The 14,407-nt window shown below is 71.1% G+C and carries 11 protein-coding genes and 1 pseudogene; 6 read left to right on the plus strand and 6 right to left on the minus strand.

Annotated features, from left to right (window positions below):
• Positions 1-6: 6 nt before the first annotated feature.
• The 3 genes from efeB (at position 7) to ASC99_RS33830 (ending at position 3,441) form a co-directional block, all read left to right on the plus strand.
• The gene (gene efeB, locus ASC99_RS33820; RefSeq protein WP_057239367.1) at positions 7-1,302 is read left to right on the plus strand and encodes an iron uptake transporter deferrochelatase/peroxidase subunit; all 1,296 of its coding nucleotides are present in this window, start codon (positions 7-9) and stop codon (positions 1,300-1,302) included.
• Positions 1,303-1,338: 36 nt separating this feature from the next.
• On the plus strand, positions 1,339-2,187 hold the full coding sequence (gene efeU / locus ASC99_RS33825) for an iron uptake transporter permease EfeU (protein ID WP_057239368.1): 849 nt from the start codon (positions 1,339-1,341) through the stop codon (positions 2,185-2,187).
• A gap of 93 nt (positions 2,188-2,280) precedes the next feature.
• Positions 2,281-3,441, plus strand: coding sequence for a magnesium and cobalt transport protein CorA (locus tag ASC99_RS33830; protein WP_057239370.1), 1,161 nt, complete (start codon positions 2,281-2,283; stop codon positions 3,439-3,441).
• Here the strand turns inward: ASC99_RS33830 and ASC99_RS33835 are convergent.
• Positions 3,408-3,911, minus strand: coding sequence for a DUF1772 domain-containing protein (locus ASC99_RS33835; protein WP_057239371.1), 504 nt, complete (start codon positions 3,909-3,911; stop codon positions 3,408-3,410). The two genes, ASC99_RS33830 and ASC99_RS33835, sit on opposite strands and share 34 nt — an antisense overlap.
• Positions 3,912-4,032: 121 nt before the next feature.
• Between ASC99_RS33835 and ASC99_RS33840 the strand changes: the two genes are divergently transcribed.
• On the plus strand, positions 4,033-4,785 hold the full coding sequence (locus ASC99_RS33840) for a GntR family transcriptional regulator (protein ID WP_235502958.1): 753 nt from the start codon (positions 4,033-4,035) through the stop codon (positions 4,783-4,785).
• A 174-nt stretch (positions 4,786-4,959) separates the two neighbouring features.
• A complete protein-coding gene (locus tag ASC99_RS33845; protein WP_200948501.1) occupies positions 4,960-6,456 on the plus strand; it encodes an alkaline phosphatase family protein in 1,497 nt (498 codons plus the stop codon).
• Between the two features lie 50 nt (positions 6,457-6,506).
• Here ASC99_RS33845 and ASC99_RS33850 read toward each other — a convergent pair whose 3' ends face one another.
• The 4 genes from ASC99_RS33850 to ASC99_RS33870 form a co-directional block, all read right to left on the minus strand.
• Positions 6,507-7,988 (minus strand): M1 family metallopeptidase, encoded by a 1,482-nt coding sequence (locus ASC99_RS33850; protein WP_057239375.1) that lies wholly within the window; start codon positions 7,986-7,988, stop codon positions 6,507-6,509.
• A 1,597-nt stretch (positions 7,989-9,585) separates the two neighbouring features.
• Positions 9,586-9,795: a DUF6243 family protein gene (locus ASC99_RS33860; protein ID WP_057239379.1), complete on the minus strand. Its 210-nt coding sequence runs from the start codon at positions 9,793-9,795 to the stop codon at positions 9,586-9,588.
• Between the two features lie 18 nt (positions 9,796-9,813).
• A complete protein-coding gene (locus tag ASC99_RS33865) occupies positions 9,814-10,005 on the minus strand; it encodes a hypothetical protein (protein WP_157531929.1) in 192 nt (63 codons plus the stop codon).
• A 148-nt stretch (positions 10,006-10,153) separates the two neighbouring features.
• Positions 10,154-10,645 carry a hypothetical protein gene (locus tag ASC99_RS33870; protein ID WP_057239383.1) on the minus strand — a complete coding sequence of 164 codons (492 nt, stop codon included), beginning with the start codon at positions 10,643-10,645 and terminating at the stop codon, positions 10,154-10,156.
• Positions 10,646-10,961: 316 nt separating this feature from the next.
• Between ASC99_RS33870 and ASC99_RS33875 the strand changes: the two are divergent.
• Positions 10,962-13,488, plus strand: a pseudogene (locus ASC99_RS33875) (collagenase).
• A 62-nt stretch (positions 13,489-13,550) separates the two neighbouring features.
• Here ASC99_RS33875 and ASC99_RS33880 read toward each other — a convergent pair.
• The coding region (locus tag ASC99_RS33880; RefSeq protein WP_235583192.1) for a PLP-dependent aminotransferase family protein at positions 13,551-14,407 on the minus strand (857 nt) is incomplete at its 5' end.

The following is a 14,407-nucleotide window of genomic DNA, read 5'->3' on the forward strand; positions in this document are numbered from 1 at the left end:
AGAGTCATGAGCGAGCAGACGCAGGAACCCGCCGTGGAGCAGGACGGCCAGGACCAGCAGCCGAAGGGCTCGGTCAGCCGACGCGCCGTCATCGGCTGGGCCGGGGCCGGGGTGGCGCTGGGCGCCGCCGCGGTCGGCACGGTGGCCGCGGCCACCCAGGGTTCGGACGAGCAGGCCGAGGCCGCCCTCAAGGCGGTCCCGGACATCGAGTTCTACGGCGAGCACCAGGCCGGCATCGCCACCCCGGTCCAGGACCGGCTGCACTTCGCGGCCTTCGACGTCTCCACCACCAGCCGGGACGCCCTGATCCGGGTGCTCAAGGAGTGGACCAAGGCGGCCGCCGTGATGACCGGCGGCCGCGAGGTCGGCACCGGCGCGACCGGCCTGGCCGAGGCCCCGCCGGACGACACCGGCGAGGCCCTGGGCCTGCCCGCCTCCCGGCTGACCCTGACCATCGGTTTCGGCCCGACGCTGTTCGAGAAGGACGGCAAGGACCGGTTCGGCCTCAAGGCCAAGCGGCCCGAGGGCCTGATCGACCTGCCGCCGTTCCCGCACGACAACCTGGACCCGGCCCGCAGCGGCGGCGACCTCTGCGTGCAGGCCTGCGCCGACGACCCGCAGGTGGCGGTGCACGCGATCCGCAACCTGGCCCGGATCGGGATGGGCGTGGTCACCGTGCGCTGGTCCCAGCTCGGCTTCGGCAAGACCTCCTCCACCACGCCGGAGGCGCAGACCCCGCGCAACCTGATGGGCTTCAAGGACGGCACCCACAACGTCTCGGGCAAGGACACCCCGACCCTGGACGAGCACGTCTGGGCCGCGCCCGGCGACGGCCCGGAGTGGATGACCGGCGGCTCGTACCTGGTGGCCCGGCGGATCCGGATGCACATCGAGACCTGGGACCGCACCCCGCTCTCCGAGCAGGAGGACATCTTCGGCCGGACCAAGCGCGAGGGTGCCCCGTTCGGCAAGCAGAAGGAGCACGACGCCCCCGACCTGGAGGCGATGCCGAAGGACGCGCACGTCCGGCTGGCCCACCCGGACAGCAACAGCGGGGCCAAGCTGCTCCGCCGGGGCTTCTCGTTCACCGACGGCTCGGACGGTCTCGGCCGACTGGAGGCCGGGCTGTTCTTCCTGGCGTACCAGCGCGACACCCGCAAGGCCTTCGTCCCGGTGCAGCGCAAGCTGGCTGCCACCGACGCCCTCAACGAGTACATCCAGCACGTCGGTTCGGCGCACTTCGCCTGCCCGCCGGGGGTCCGCAAGCCCGGCGAGTGGTGGGGCCAGTCACTCTTCGGCTGACCTGCCCCACCCGCACTAGCTCTGGAGGACACCCCCGTGTTCGGCAACTACCTGATCGGCCTGCGCGAGGGTCTGGAAGCCAGCCTGGTGGTCTGCATCCTGATCGCCTACCTGGTCAAGACCGACCGCCGGCAGGCGCTCACCCCGGTGTGGACCGGCGTCGGCGTGGCGGTCGGCCTGAGCATGGCGTTCGGCGCCCTGCTCACCTACGGCTCGAGCCAGCTCACCTTCCAGGCGGCCGAGACGCTCGGCGGCACGCTGTCGATCATCGCGGTCGGGCTGGTCACCTGGATGGTGTTCTGGATGCGCCGGACGGCCCGTCACCTCAAGACGGAGCTGCACGGCAAGCTGGACGCGGCGGTCGCGATGGGCACCGGTGCGCTGGTGTTCACCGCCTTCCTGGCCGTCGGCCGGGAGGGCCTGGAGACGGCGCTGTTCATCTGGGCGGCGGTGGAGGCCACCAGCGACGGCGTCCGGCCGCTGGTCGGCGCCTGCCTGGGCCTGCTCACCGCGGTGTTCCTCGGCTGGCTGTTCTACCGGGGCGCGCTGAAGATCAACCTGGCCAAGTTCTTCACCTGGACCGGCGCGATGCTGGTCGTGGTGGCGGCCGGGGTGCTGGCGTACGGCCTGCACGACCTGCAGGAGGCCGACATCCTGCCGGGCCTGGCGAACCACGCCTTCGACATCAGCACGACCATCCCCCGGGACAGCTGGTACGGCACCCTGCTCAAGGGCGTCTTCAACTTCCAGCCCGACCCGACGAAGCTTCAGGTCTGGGCCTGGGCGCTGTACGTGGTGCCCACGCTGTACCTGTTCCTGCGCAAGCCGGGCAAGGCGGCCCCGCCCGCGAGCCCCGCGAGCCCCGTGAAGGCCGACGCCGGCTGACGCATCGGGAGCTGACGCTCCGCCACCCGCCGCGTGTCCTTGGGCACGCGGCGGGCCACCGGGCAGGAGACTGGGCGGCGGAGGTGCCCGCCCATGTCCGACTGGCGTTCCCGTGCGGCCCGCGCGAGCAAGCGTCCGTTCGCCCGTCCCCCCGGGCAGCAGCCCGATCCCGCCCCCGAGCACTCGATGGACCCGCGCGCCGAGCACCTGAGCGACGACGGGGTGCACCTGGAGCGCTCGGTGGTGGACGCCGCCGTCTACCGGGACGGTCACCGGGTCGCCGGTGGCAGCAGCCTGGCCGAGGTCTACCGGCAGGTGCCCGGCGAGCCCGGCACGATGGCCTGGATCGGCCTCTACCGCCCGGCCGAGGAGCAGATGCTGGAGGCCGCCGAACGGTTCGACCTGCACGAGCTCGCGGTCGAGGACGCCATCGTCGCCCACCAGCGGCCCAAGCTGGAGCGCTACGGCGCGACCCTGTTCGTGGTGCTCCGGGCGGCCCGCTACCTGGACGAGAGCGAGCAGGTCGACTTCGGCGAGATCCACCTCTTCGTCGGCCCGCAGTTCGTCCTGACGGTGCGCCACTCGCAGTCCCCCGACCTCTCGGTGGTCCGCCGCCGGTTGGAGGACGATCCGGAGCTGCTGGCGCTCGGCCCGGAGGCGGTGCTGTACGCCGTGCTGGACGCGGTGGTGGACGGCTACGCCCCGGTGATCGCCGGGCTGCAGCACGACATCGACGAGATCGAGACCGAGGTCTTCAGCGGTGACCCCAAGGTCTCCCGACGGATCTACGAACTCTCCCGCGAGGTGATCGAGTTCCAGCGCTCGACCCGTCCGCTGTTGGAGATCATGGCCAGTCTGGAGGCCGGGTTCGGCAAGTACGGCACCGACGAGGAGCTCCAGCGCAACCTGCGGGACGTGGCCGACCACGCCACCACCGCGGCCGAACGGGTGGACGGCTTCCGGCAGATGCTGCAGAACATCCTCACCGTCAACGCCACCCTGGTCTCGCAGGCGCAGAACGAGGAGATGAAGCAGCTCGCCGAGGCCGGGCACGCCCAGAACAACGAGATCAAGAAGGTCTCTTCCTGGGCGGCCATCCTGTTCGCGCCGACCCTGATCGGCACCGTCTACGGGATGAACTTCGAGAACATGCCCGAGCTGGCCTGGGTGTTCGGCTACCCGTTCGCGATCGGCCTGATGGTGCTGGTCTGCCTCGGGCTCTACCTGGTCTTCAAACGCCGCGACTGGCTCTGAGCGGGCGAAGCCGCCGACTCCGCCGACAGGGAGAGGACGATCAGCAGCGCGAACGCGAGGACGGCGGTGAGCGTGCGCAGGTCGTTGAACAGCTCCCAGCGCTGCAGGATCTCCGCGTGGTCGGCCGGCGCGGAGGTGACGGCCCACTCCTTGATCCGGCCGTTGATCGGTATGTTGCCGAACCGGGTGGTCAGGAAGGACGCGAAGGTCAGCGCACCTGCCGCACCCGCGAGCGTCCGGGCCCGGCCTCGGGTCAGGACCGCGAGCGCGACGGAGCTCAGGGTCGACACGGCCATCGCCGTCTGCATGGTGATGCCGTTCATCTTCATCAGCTCGGCGTGGAAGGTCAGCCGCAGGTCGAGCGGTACGGCGTTGAAGGTGGGGACGAGGTTGGCGGCGCCGTAGCCGAACGCGCCGGCCAGTAGGCCGGTGGCGAGCAGGGCGAGCCCCAGGAGGATTCGGGTGCGCATGGTCGTGGGCTCCAGTACGTGGGTGCGGTGGGACCGGGTCGGTACTCCGACGACGCAGGCCCGCGAAATGTGAGGCCGGGTCGCCCGGAGGGTCCGTCAGCTGTGCTGGGAGGATGGCGGGGTGAACGACGCTCCTGGCTCCCCGATCCGGTCCGGTATCCCCGAGCACGGGCGGGTGCCCAAGTACTACGCGGTGAAGGCGGAGTTGGAAGCCCTGCTGGACGAGCTCGGCGAGGGCGGCGCGTTGCCCACCGAACGCGAGCTGGCGGCCAGGTACGAGGTCTCCCGGGAGACCCTCCGGCAGGCGGTGCGCGATCTGCTGATCCAGGGCAAGGTCCGCCGCCGGGGGCGCAGCACGGTGGCGGCCGGTCCCAAGCTGGAGCAGCCGCTCTCGCTGGCCAGCTACACCGAGGGTGTCCGGCGCCAGGGCCGGGTGCCGGGCCGGACCCTGATCGGACTCGAACAGTTCGGCGCGGACGGGCAGTTGGCGGACCAGCTGCGGCTGCCGGCCGGTGCGCCGGTCTGGCACCTGGAGCGGGTGCTGCTCGCCGACGGCGAGCGGGTCGGCCTGGAGAGCACCTACCTCGCGGTGGCCCGAATCCCCTCCCTGGAGCGGGAGTTCGACCCCGGTGCGTCGCTCTACGCGTTCCTGACCGAGAAGCTCGGCATCGAGTTCGGCGCGGCCGACGAACGGATCGAGACCGTCCTCGCCACCCCCCGCGAGGCCCTGCTGATCGGCACCCCGCCCGCCCTCCCGATGCTCCTGCTGCACCGCCTCACCCGGGACACCACCGGCGCCCCGCTGGAGCGGGTCCGCTCGCTCTACCGGGGTGACCGTTTCAGCTTCACCACCCGCCTGGAGCCCGGCTCCTGAGCCTGGGCGGGGCGCTCGGCCGGGGCCCTCGTAGTCACGGAATGATAACGGGTCTGGACCGAAGTTCGGGTGCTGTTCACGCCGGGTACCGCAGTCGGGGGAGTCCGCGCCACCGGGTGGCCCGAGTGTGGTCCGCGCCCCGCTCCAGCTCTGACGCTTCCTCAGGAGGACGACGTGACCGCAGGACTCCCCAGGCGCAGCCTGCTCCTCGGCACCGCCGCAGCCGCACTCGCGGCCGGCCCGCTCGCCCGTACCGCGTTCGCCGCCACCACCGCCCAGACCCCCAAGGTCCTGGTGATCGGTCTGGACGGCGCCATGTTCAACCGGATCAAGGACGCCGACGCGCCGAACCTGGACGCCCTGATGGCCGGCGGTCTGTCCGCCGCCAGCAGCCTGTACGCCAACCCGATGGCCGAGACGTCCTCGGGCCCCGGCTGGACCACCATCGCCACCGGCGTCTGGCCGGACAAGCACAACGTCAAGGACAACAACTTCACCGCGCCCAACTTCACCGCCTACCCGGACTGGCTGACCCGGGTGGAGCGGGCCGACTCCGCTTTCTCCACCTACGTGGTGGCCTCCTGGGCGCCGATCCCGAACACCATCTACTCGGCCACCGTCGACACCCGGGTGGCCACCCCGAGCGCCGAGTACGACGCCGGCACCACCTCCCGCGCGGTCGCCAGGATCCGGGACACCAACCCGGACGCGGTCTTCGTCCAGCTCGACAACGTCGACCACGCGGGTCACGCGAGCGGTTCGGCCAGCCAGGCGTACCTGGACGCGATCAAGGGCGTGGACGGCCAGGTCGGCCAGATCGTGGCGGCCGTCCGGGGGCGGGCCACGTACGCGCAGGAGGACTGGCTGATCATGGTGACGGCCGACCACGGGCACACCCCCACCGGTGGCCACGGCGGGTCGACCTGGGAGGAGCGGCAGACCTTCGTGATCGCCAACGGCGGTGGCCTGCCCGCCGGTTCGGTCCGCAACGACGTGCGGATGGTGGACATCGCGCCGACCGCGCTGGCCCACCTCGGGATCGCGATCGACCCGGCCTGGAACCTGGACGGCGCCCCGATCGCCAGCCTCACCCCGGATGCCTTCGACGCGCTGCGCCCGCAGCTGACCGGCCGGGTGGACGAGACCGGGATCGCGGCCGGCGTCATCGGCTTCACCCACACGGCGCCGACCGGCTGGTCGGTGGACAACTCGGCGATGGGCACCGGCGGTGTCACCGAGTGGCGCGGCTGGTCGTTCACCACCGACGAGTTCTGGACCAAGACCCAGCGTGACCAGTACCGCGAGCTCAACGTCAGGTCCCGGAACGTCTTCGCGGTCGCCGACTCCGACGAGTGGGCCGACAAGTCCTTCTCGGGCAACTACGACACCACGCTGGTGAGCCCGGCCTACCCGGTCTCGGGCCTGGCCACCGTCAAGGTCGAGTACACCTGCTACTACCAGCAGGAAGGCGCCCAGACCGCCAAGGTGCTGGCCTCCTGGAACGGCGGCGCCCCGGTAACCCTGGCCTCGTACAGCAGCCTGGTGAACGGCCGTCAGACCCACACCCTGACCGTCCCGGCCGGTGCCACCAACCTGCAGCTGCGGTTCCGCTACACCGGCAGCAACAACTGGTACTGGGTGGTCGACAACGTCCGGGTCTACGGCGTCTGATGCCCAACGCGGGTGCGGTGGCGGTTGGTTGGACGCCACCGCACCCGCGGTCAGTGGGCCTCGTGCAGGGTGTCGGTGGCCTTGATCTTCTGCCAGGACTTCGGCTCCTGGACGGTGGCCGCCCGCAGGGCCGGTGCGGTGCCGGCGGCGGGCTTGCCGCTGGTGTACAGCCAGGTGTGCAGCAGGTCGCCGAGCGGCTTGCCGGAGACCCGCTCGGCGTAGCGCTGGAAGTCGGCGACGGTGGCGTTGCCGTACTGGTGCTCGGCGGGCCAGCCGCGCAGCACGGCGAAGAACGCCTGGTCGCCGATCGCGTTGCGGAGCGCCTGGACGGCCAGTGCGCCGCGGTCGTACACGGCGGCGTGGAACTGGTTGTCGGGGCCCGGGTCGCCGGGCAGCACGGTCCAGAACGGGTCCTCGGCGGCCCGGCTGGAGTAGACCCAGTCGGCCAACTCCTGGGCGGTGCCCTCGTTCTCGTGCTCGGACCAGAGCCACTGGGCGTAGCGGGCGAAGCCCTCGTTCAGCCAGATGTCGCTCCAGCGCTCGAGCGAGACGCTGTCGCCGTACCACTGGTGGGCCAACTCGTGCACGACGACGGAGGTGTTGGAGCCGGAGGCGAAGATCCGCGGGCTGTAGTAGATCTGGCTCTGGGTCTCCAGGGCGTACCCGGGCCGGGTGTTGGGGACGTAGCCGCCGACGGTGGCGAAGGGGTACGGGCCGAACTGCGTGCTGAGCCAGTCGGTGATCTCGCCGGTGCGCTCCAGGCTGGCGCGGGCGGCGCCGGCGTTGTCGCCGAGGTCGCGGCTGTAGGCGGTGATGACGGGTATGCCGCTCTCGGTGACCGAGGTGCCGAGGTCGAACCGGCCGAGTGCGAGGGTGGCCAGGTAGGTGGCCTGGGGCTTGGTCTGCCGCCAGTTGTACCTGGTCCAGCCGAGGCGTGAACTCTGCGACACCAGTGCGCCGTTGCTGATCGCCTGGGTCCCGTCGGGGACCAGCACGGAGACGTCGAAGGTGGCCTTGTCGGAGGGGTGGTCGTTGCTCGGGAACCACCACCACGCCGACTCCGGCTCGCCGGCCGCCACGCCGCCGTCCGGGGTGCGCTGCCAGGCGGTGAAGCCGTAGGCGGTGACGGTGGACGGCACGCCGGAGTAGCGGACCACCACGGTGGCGCGCTCGCCCTTGCCGAGCGGCCTGGCGGGGGTGATCTCCAGTTCGTGTTCGCCGGTGGTCGTGAATCCCGCCTTGCGCCCGTTGACCTGCACCTCCTGGACGCCCAGGGCGAAGTCGAGGTTGAAGCGGGACAGCGCGGCCGTGGTGGTGGCCAGGATCGTCGCGGTGCCCTCGAGTTGGTCGGTGGCGGGCTGGTACTTGAGCCGCAGGTCGTAGTGCGAGACGTCGTACCCGCCGTTGCCGTACTGCGGGTAGTAGGCGTCCCCGGCACCGGACGCACCGACTGCGCCGGTGGCGGCACCGGCGGGGTTGGTCAGCAGCAGGGCGGCAGCCAGGGCCGCGGAGATGGTCAGCCTTTTGCGCACGGGTCCTCCGAAGTACCGGGGGTGGTGAGCGGACTGACCGACCGTAGGACGGCGGATGACCCGACGGGGGCGAACCGGTCCGGCTGTTATGAAATGTTCACGCTAAGAAACGGTCGGCGACCGGGGTGCGGTCTTATCTCCGGTCCGTCGAACGGTTAGCTTCGCCGGTACGTACCCCGGACGGAAGGACCACCGGCCCGTGATCGTGACAGCCCACCTGAGCGGCACCCATCTCGACTGGCTGGACAAGGCGCTCGGCTCGGTCGGCCACGCCGTCGACGAGAAGCGCGCCCGGCAGATCCTGCGCGATCTCGCCGCGGATGGAACCATCCAGCGCGTCGACGCCGATCGAGCTGCAGCAGGCGGTTCGCCGGACATCGGACGACCCCGGCCGGGATGCCCGCCCAGGTCATCAGACCACGTACGGAACTCGGTGGGCCGCACGGTGCGGCCGGGCCGAGAACGCCGTCAGCACTGCGCGCGTGCCTGCTTGACACCCGGTTCCGCGCTGTGGAGGTCGAAGGTGACGCTGAAGGTCTCCCGGGCGGCGTGGAGCGTGTCCGCGAGCGGCTGGCGCTTCTTGTCCTGCAGCGCGGCCACCCGGGCCACCTCCGCCGCCGCGCCCAGCCGGCCGACCGCCACGTCCCAGGACTGATCCGACGAACCGCTGGCCNGCTTCTTGTCCTGCAGCGCGGCCACCCGGGCCACCTCCGCCGCCGCGCCCAGCCGGCCGACCGCCACGTCCCAGGACTGATCCGACGAACCGCTGGCCGGCTGCTCGGGCATCCGCTCGGGCAGCATCCGCACCAGCATGCACGCCAACTCGCCGTCGGTCCTGGCCTGATCGCCATCCGACCCACCCGAACTGCAGCNCTGCTCGGGCATCCGCTCGGGCAGCATCCGCACCAGCATGCACGCCAACTCGCCGTCGGTCCTGGCCTGATCGCCATCCGACCCACCCGAACTGCAGCCGGCAATAGCCACCAGCGCTGCGATGACTGGGACCAGACGTCTCATCATGGCCATTCCCTCCCCCGGTACTCCACGCCTGGACGGTACTCCACGCCTGGACCAGCTTACGGGCGCACCCTCCCGCCAACAAGGCTCCCGTGACGGTCCATCAGCTCTGCGCCCGCTCAACCTCAGGCTGAGCGCGCTCATGGAACAGGCCAGCTTCTCCAAGCCCTGGGCGAGGCGGTCGGCGAGGTCGGCGATCCGGCGCAGCTCGTCGGCGGCGCGGGCGGGCATCCGGTAGTACATCGAGGCGTTGAGCAGGCCGTCGTTCCACTCACCGCTGCCCGGAACCACCTTCGCCGCGTCGGCCAGGTCGGTTTCGTTCATGCCGTTCCCCTCCCCGCACCGCGCTCCGTCGCTTGGCGTGACGGAGACGCTACCGTGTGGGCCCCTGACAGGCGGGAGGGTGGGGCGTCAGCGGCTGGCCGCGCCCGGGTGAAGCTCGATCCGTGGGCCGCCCTTCGGCGGGGCGAGGACGTCGCGGTAGTGATGGTCGAAGGACAGGACGGCCGGCCGGGCGAGGACGGCGTTGACTGCTTCGGCCTCCCCGGCGCGGCGGGCCACGTGGTGGTCGAGCAGCGCGTCAGCTCTGTACGGTGTCGTCGCCCGCCTGCCCGGCGCCCTCAGCTGCGCCTTCCCTCTCGCGCATCTTGCGTACCAGCTCCGCCTTCTGGTCGGCCGCACCCTGGCGGTCGAGGTTGCGATGCGGACCGTTGTTCTGCCGTTCGGTGCGGGACAGCCGTTTCCGCTGGCCACCGCCCATGCCCACGGGGTTGTTGATGTTCTTGCTCACGGTGGCAGCCTAGCTCGCTCAGGGGAAGGACCGTGAGTCGGTGCCCGGCTGGTCGGCTCCGGCGGCGAGGTTCGGCGGGCCGTCGAACACGGACCAGCCCGCCACCGGCTCGGTCGGGATCGGGAGGATGACGGCGGCGTGCTCGATCGCCAGCTCCTCCGGGGTGCGGCCGAGCACGGAGGCCAGGTCCCGCAGGATCTGCGCCTCCACCCCGGACACGGTGTCGCTCGCGGTGATCGACGGCTGCTCCGGCGGTGGCCACCAGGTGGTCGCTGGCCTCCAGCGCCCGGCGGCGCCGCACGGCCAAGTCGTCCAGGTCGGCGGCGGTGCGCAGCGCGAAGGATCCGGACGCGCACGTTCACCACGACCTGCCGCCGGCCCTCGCCTTCCACGTGCTCGACGACACCGGCCGTCTGACCACCCAGCTGCGCACCTGCTGACCGGACGTCAGCGCCCGCCCCCGGTCGGGGCGGAGCAGCAGGGTGCAGAGGACGGCGGTGAGCAGGTGGGCCAGGGCCAGCGCGGCCGAGGGGCTGTGCACCGGCAGGGCCGGGTCGGCCAGGCCCAGCAGGTGGCTCGGCCGGGGGGCGGGCAGGGGTGCGGCCGAGGTGCGGTCGAAGAGGACGTAGAGGGTGATCTGGGTGGCGGTCATCCACGCGCCGGTCAGCCCCAGCCCCGAAGTGCCCCTGGCGAGCAGCCCGTTGCAGAGGGCGGTGCCGGCCAGGGCCAGGGCCAGGGCAGGGAGCGGGAGTTCGGTGCCTTTGAGGGCGAAGTGCGCGGTGGCGGTGAGCGCTACGCAGAGGGTGGACGGGACGGCGACGCGGAGGGTGCGGAGCTGCCAGGTCTTCACAGTGCGTCAGCGTGGCACCACCGCCTTGTGGCGGGCTTGCGTCGCCCGATCGCGGACCGGCCCCCCGGAGCGCCCCCGTCGGGCACGAACCGGCCAATCACCGCACGGTGAAATCGGACTGACGGTCTGTCAGTTTCTGACGATGCAGCCCGAGCCTCTTCCCCAGTCATGTGATGTATGCAATGGTACATGTCACACTCCCCACCGTGTCCACGTCAGAACCGGGTCCAGGCTCGACTCCCGGTGCTGCCACGGTCCGCAACCCCCATTGCCGTGTCCCCATGCACGGCCGCAGACCGGCCCGGAGGCCACCTTCATGCGTAGTTCCCCCACGACGAAAGACGTCGTCCGGCTGTTGATAGCCGCCCTGATCTGCTGTCTCGGGCTGACCCTGCTCGCTCCGGCCGGTCAGGCCGCCGCGATCGGCGGCAAGGGCCCGCAGCCGACCCCGGCCCCCGCACCGAGGTCCGGTCCCGCCCCGCAGCCGGCCAGCCTCGCGGCGGCCGCCGACCTGGCCGCGGAGGAGGCCAAGGAGCCCACCGCGATCTCCGAGCGCGCCCCCCTGCGGGCGGTCAAGGAGACCTCGCAGCGCGAACAGAGCACCGCCAAGCCGAAGTCGGCACTCGGTGCGGCGGGCGTCACGGCCGTCTGCAACGTCGCCGACTTCACCTCGAAGACCGGGGCCGCCCTGGTCCAGCAGATCAAGGTCTCGGACCTGGACTGCGTGAACACGCTGTTCCAGCTCACGGGCGCCAACGCGCAGGCCGTCTTCCGCGAGGCCCAGATGGTCACGGTGGCTGACGCGCTGCGCGCGAACGCCACCAACTACCCGGGTGACAACAGCACTTCGACCGGGCAGCTGGTGCTCTTCCTGCGCGCCGGCTACTTCGTGCAGTGGTACAACGAGTCCACCGTGGGCAGCTACGGCCCGGCCCTGAAGAGCTCGATCATCGGCGCCCTGGACACCTTCTTCGCCGCCCCGCGCGCCGCGGACGTCAACGACGCCAACGGCGCGACCCTGGCCGAAGCGGTCATCCTGGCCGACAGCGCGCAGCAGAACGCGCACTACCTCGGCCTGGTCAAGCGCCTGCTGACCAGCTACAACAGCTCGTACGACAGCTCGTACTACATGGTGGCCGCGGTCAACAACGCCTACACCATCCTGTTCCGCGGCCACCAGACGCCGGAGTTCCTGCCCGCCGTGCAGGCCGACCCGAGCATCCTGACCGTGCTGCGCGACTTCGCCGTCGCCCACGACGACCTGCTCGGCACCGGCAAGTCCTACCTGACCGCCAACTCGGGTCGCGAGCTCGGCCGGTTCCTCGTGCACCCGGAGCTGCAGTCGGCGGTCCGTCCGCTGCTCAAGCAGCTGCTGGACCGGACGGCGATGACCGGCCGGACCTCCTCGATCTGGGTCCCGATGGCCGACATGACCGCTGAGTACGACGCGGCCAACTGCTCGTACTACGGCACCTGCGACCTGTCGAACCGGGTCCGCGCCGCCGTGCTGACGATCAACCACACCTGCAGCCCGAGCATCAAGATCGTCGCTCAGCAGATGACCTCGGCCGACCTCGCCGCCACCTGCACCAGCCTGAACAACCAGGACGCCTACTTCCACAGCGTGGTCAAGGACAGCGGGGCGGTGGCGAACGACAACAACACCACCATCGAGGTCAACGCCTTCGACTCCAGCGCCGACTACCAGACCTACGCCGGCGTGATCTTCGGGATCAGCACCAACAACGGCGGCATGTACCTGGAGGGCAACCCGGCCACCGCCGGGAACCAGCCGCGGTTCATCGCCTACGAGGCCGAGTGGGCGCGTCCGGACTTCCAGATCTGGAACCTCAACCACGAGTACACCCACTACCTCGACGGCCGGTTCGACATGTTCGGCGACTTCAACGCCGGCATGACCACCCCGACCGTGATGTGGGTCGAGGGCTTCGCCGAGTACATCTCCTACTCGTACCGGAACGTCGTCTACGACCGGGCGATCACCGAGGCGGCCAAGAACACGTACCGGCTCAGCACGCTGTTCGACACCACGTACGACAACTCGGACTCCACCCGGGTCTACCAGTGGGGCTACCTGGCGGTCCGTTACATGCTCCAGTCCCACCTACCGCACCGGCAACTGGGCGGCCGCCCGCACCCTGCTCACCTCCACCATCGGCACCCGCTACGACGCCGACTTCACCACCTGGCTGACCGCCTGCGCGGCCGGCGGCTGCGGCAGCTCCACCCCGCCCACCAACCAGGCGCCGGTCGCCGGGTTCACGGCGGCGGTGAACGGGCTGACGGTGAACCTCACCGACACCTCCACCGACGCGGACGGCACCATCGCCTCCCGTGCCTGGAACTTCGGTGACGGCACCACCTCCACCGCCACCAACCCCGCCAAGGCCTACGCCGCGGCCGGCAGCTACACCGTCCGGCTCACGGTGACCGACAACAAGGGCGCCACCGCGACCACCAGCAAGGCGGTCACGGTGGCCGCCCCCGCCCTGCCGGAGTGCTCTGCGGCCGACACCCGGGTGCTCGGCAAGAACTGCCGCCGCACCCACGTGTCCAACACGGTGCAGAACTACAGCTACTTCTACCTGTACGTCCCGGCCGGCACCGCCTCGATCAAGGTCACCGTCACCGGTGGCACCGGCAACGCCGACCTGTACTACAGCCCGACCAACTGGGCCACCACCAGCAACTACACCCAGCGTTCGGCGAATGCCGGCAACAGCGAGGCCCTGACCATCAGCAACCCCCCGGCGGGCTACGTGTACCTGAGCCTGTACGCCGTGACCAACTTCGACAACGTCAGCATCACGACCCAGTTCTGAGCCGACCGGACCACGGTGCCGCCTCACCCCTCCGGGGTGGGGCGGTTCCGGCTTTGCCGCCGTCAGCCCTCGGAGAAGGCGTTGGCCAGCCGGCGCAGGCCCTCGCCGATCTCCTCGGGGTTGTGGGTGGTGAAGGACATCCGCAGCGTGCGCGGGTCCGGGGTGGTGGCGTAGAAGGGTGCGCCGGGGACGTACGCGACGTCGTGCCGGACGGCGGTGGCGAGCAGGGTGGTCGCGTCGTGGCCGTCCGGCAGCCCGACCCAGAGGAACATGCCACCGGCCGGGTGGTTCCAACTGCTGCCCGCCGGAAGGGCCTTGGGCAGCCCGGTAAGCAGCGCGTCGCGGCGCTCGCGGTAGGCGGCCCTGATCAGGCCGATGTGCGCGTCCAGGTCGGCGTCGCGCAGGTAGCGGGCGGCGGCGGCCTGGTCGATGGTCGAGGTGTGCAGATCGGCCGACTGCTTGACGATCACGCAGGCGCGGCGCAGGGCGGCGGGGGCGCGCAGGAAGCCCAGCCGCAGACCGGGCGCGAGGATCTTCGAGAACGAGCCCAGCAGCACGGTCCGGTCGGCGGCCGCCGGGAGTCCGGCGATCCACGGCTCGGCCGCCCCGTCGTAGCGGAGTTCGCCGTACGGGTCGTCCTCGATGATCCAGAAGCCGTGCCGCTCGGCGAGTTCGGCCACCGCCCGGCGGCGCGGGGTGTCCAGGGTGCGGCCGGTCGGGTTCTGGAAGGTGGGCACCAGGTAGAGCGCCTTCGGCCGCTCCCGGGCCACCAACTCGGCCAGTGCCTCCGGGATCAGGCCGCCGTCGTCGGTCGGCACCGGCACCACCCGGGCACCGGCGAAGGCGAAGCACTGCAGCGCGGCCAGGTATCCCGGGTCCTCCACCAGCACCACGTCGCCGGGCTCCAGCAGCGCGGCGG

This window comes from Kitasatospora sp. Root107 (assembly GCF_001424875.1).
GTDB lineage: Bacteria > Actinomycetota > Actinomycetes > Streptomycetales > Streptomycetaceae > Kitasatospora.

Excerpts from the sequence above, each read along its gene's own strand:
- efeB (WP_057239367.1), top strand. The coding sequence starts at position 7 with ATGAGCGAGCAGACGCAGGAACCCGCCGTGGAGCAGGACGGCCAGGAC.
- ASC99_RS33830 (WP_057239370.1), top strand. The coding sequence starts at position 2,281 with ATGTCCGACTGGCGTTCCCGTGCGGCCCGCGCGAGCAAGCGTCCGTTC.
- ASC99_RS33835 (WP_057239371.1), bottom strand. The coding sequence starts at position 3,911 with ATGCGCACCCGAATCCTCCTGGGGCTCGCCCTGCTCGCCACCGGCCTA.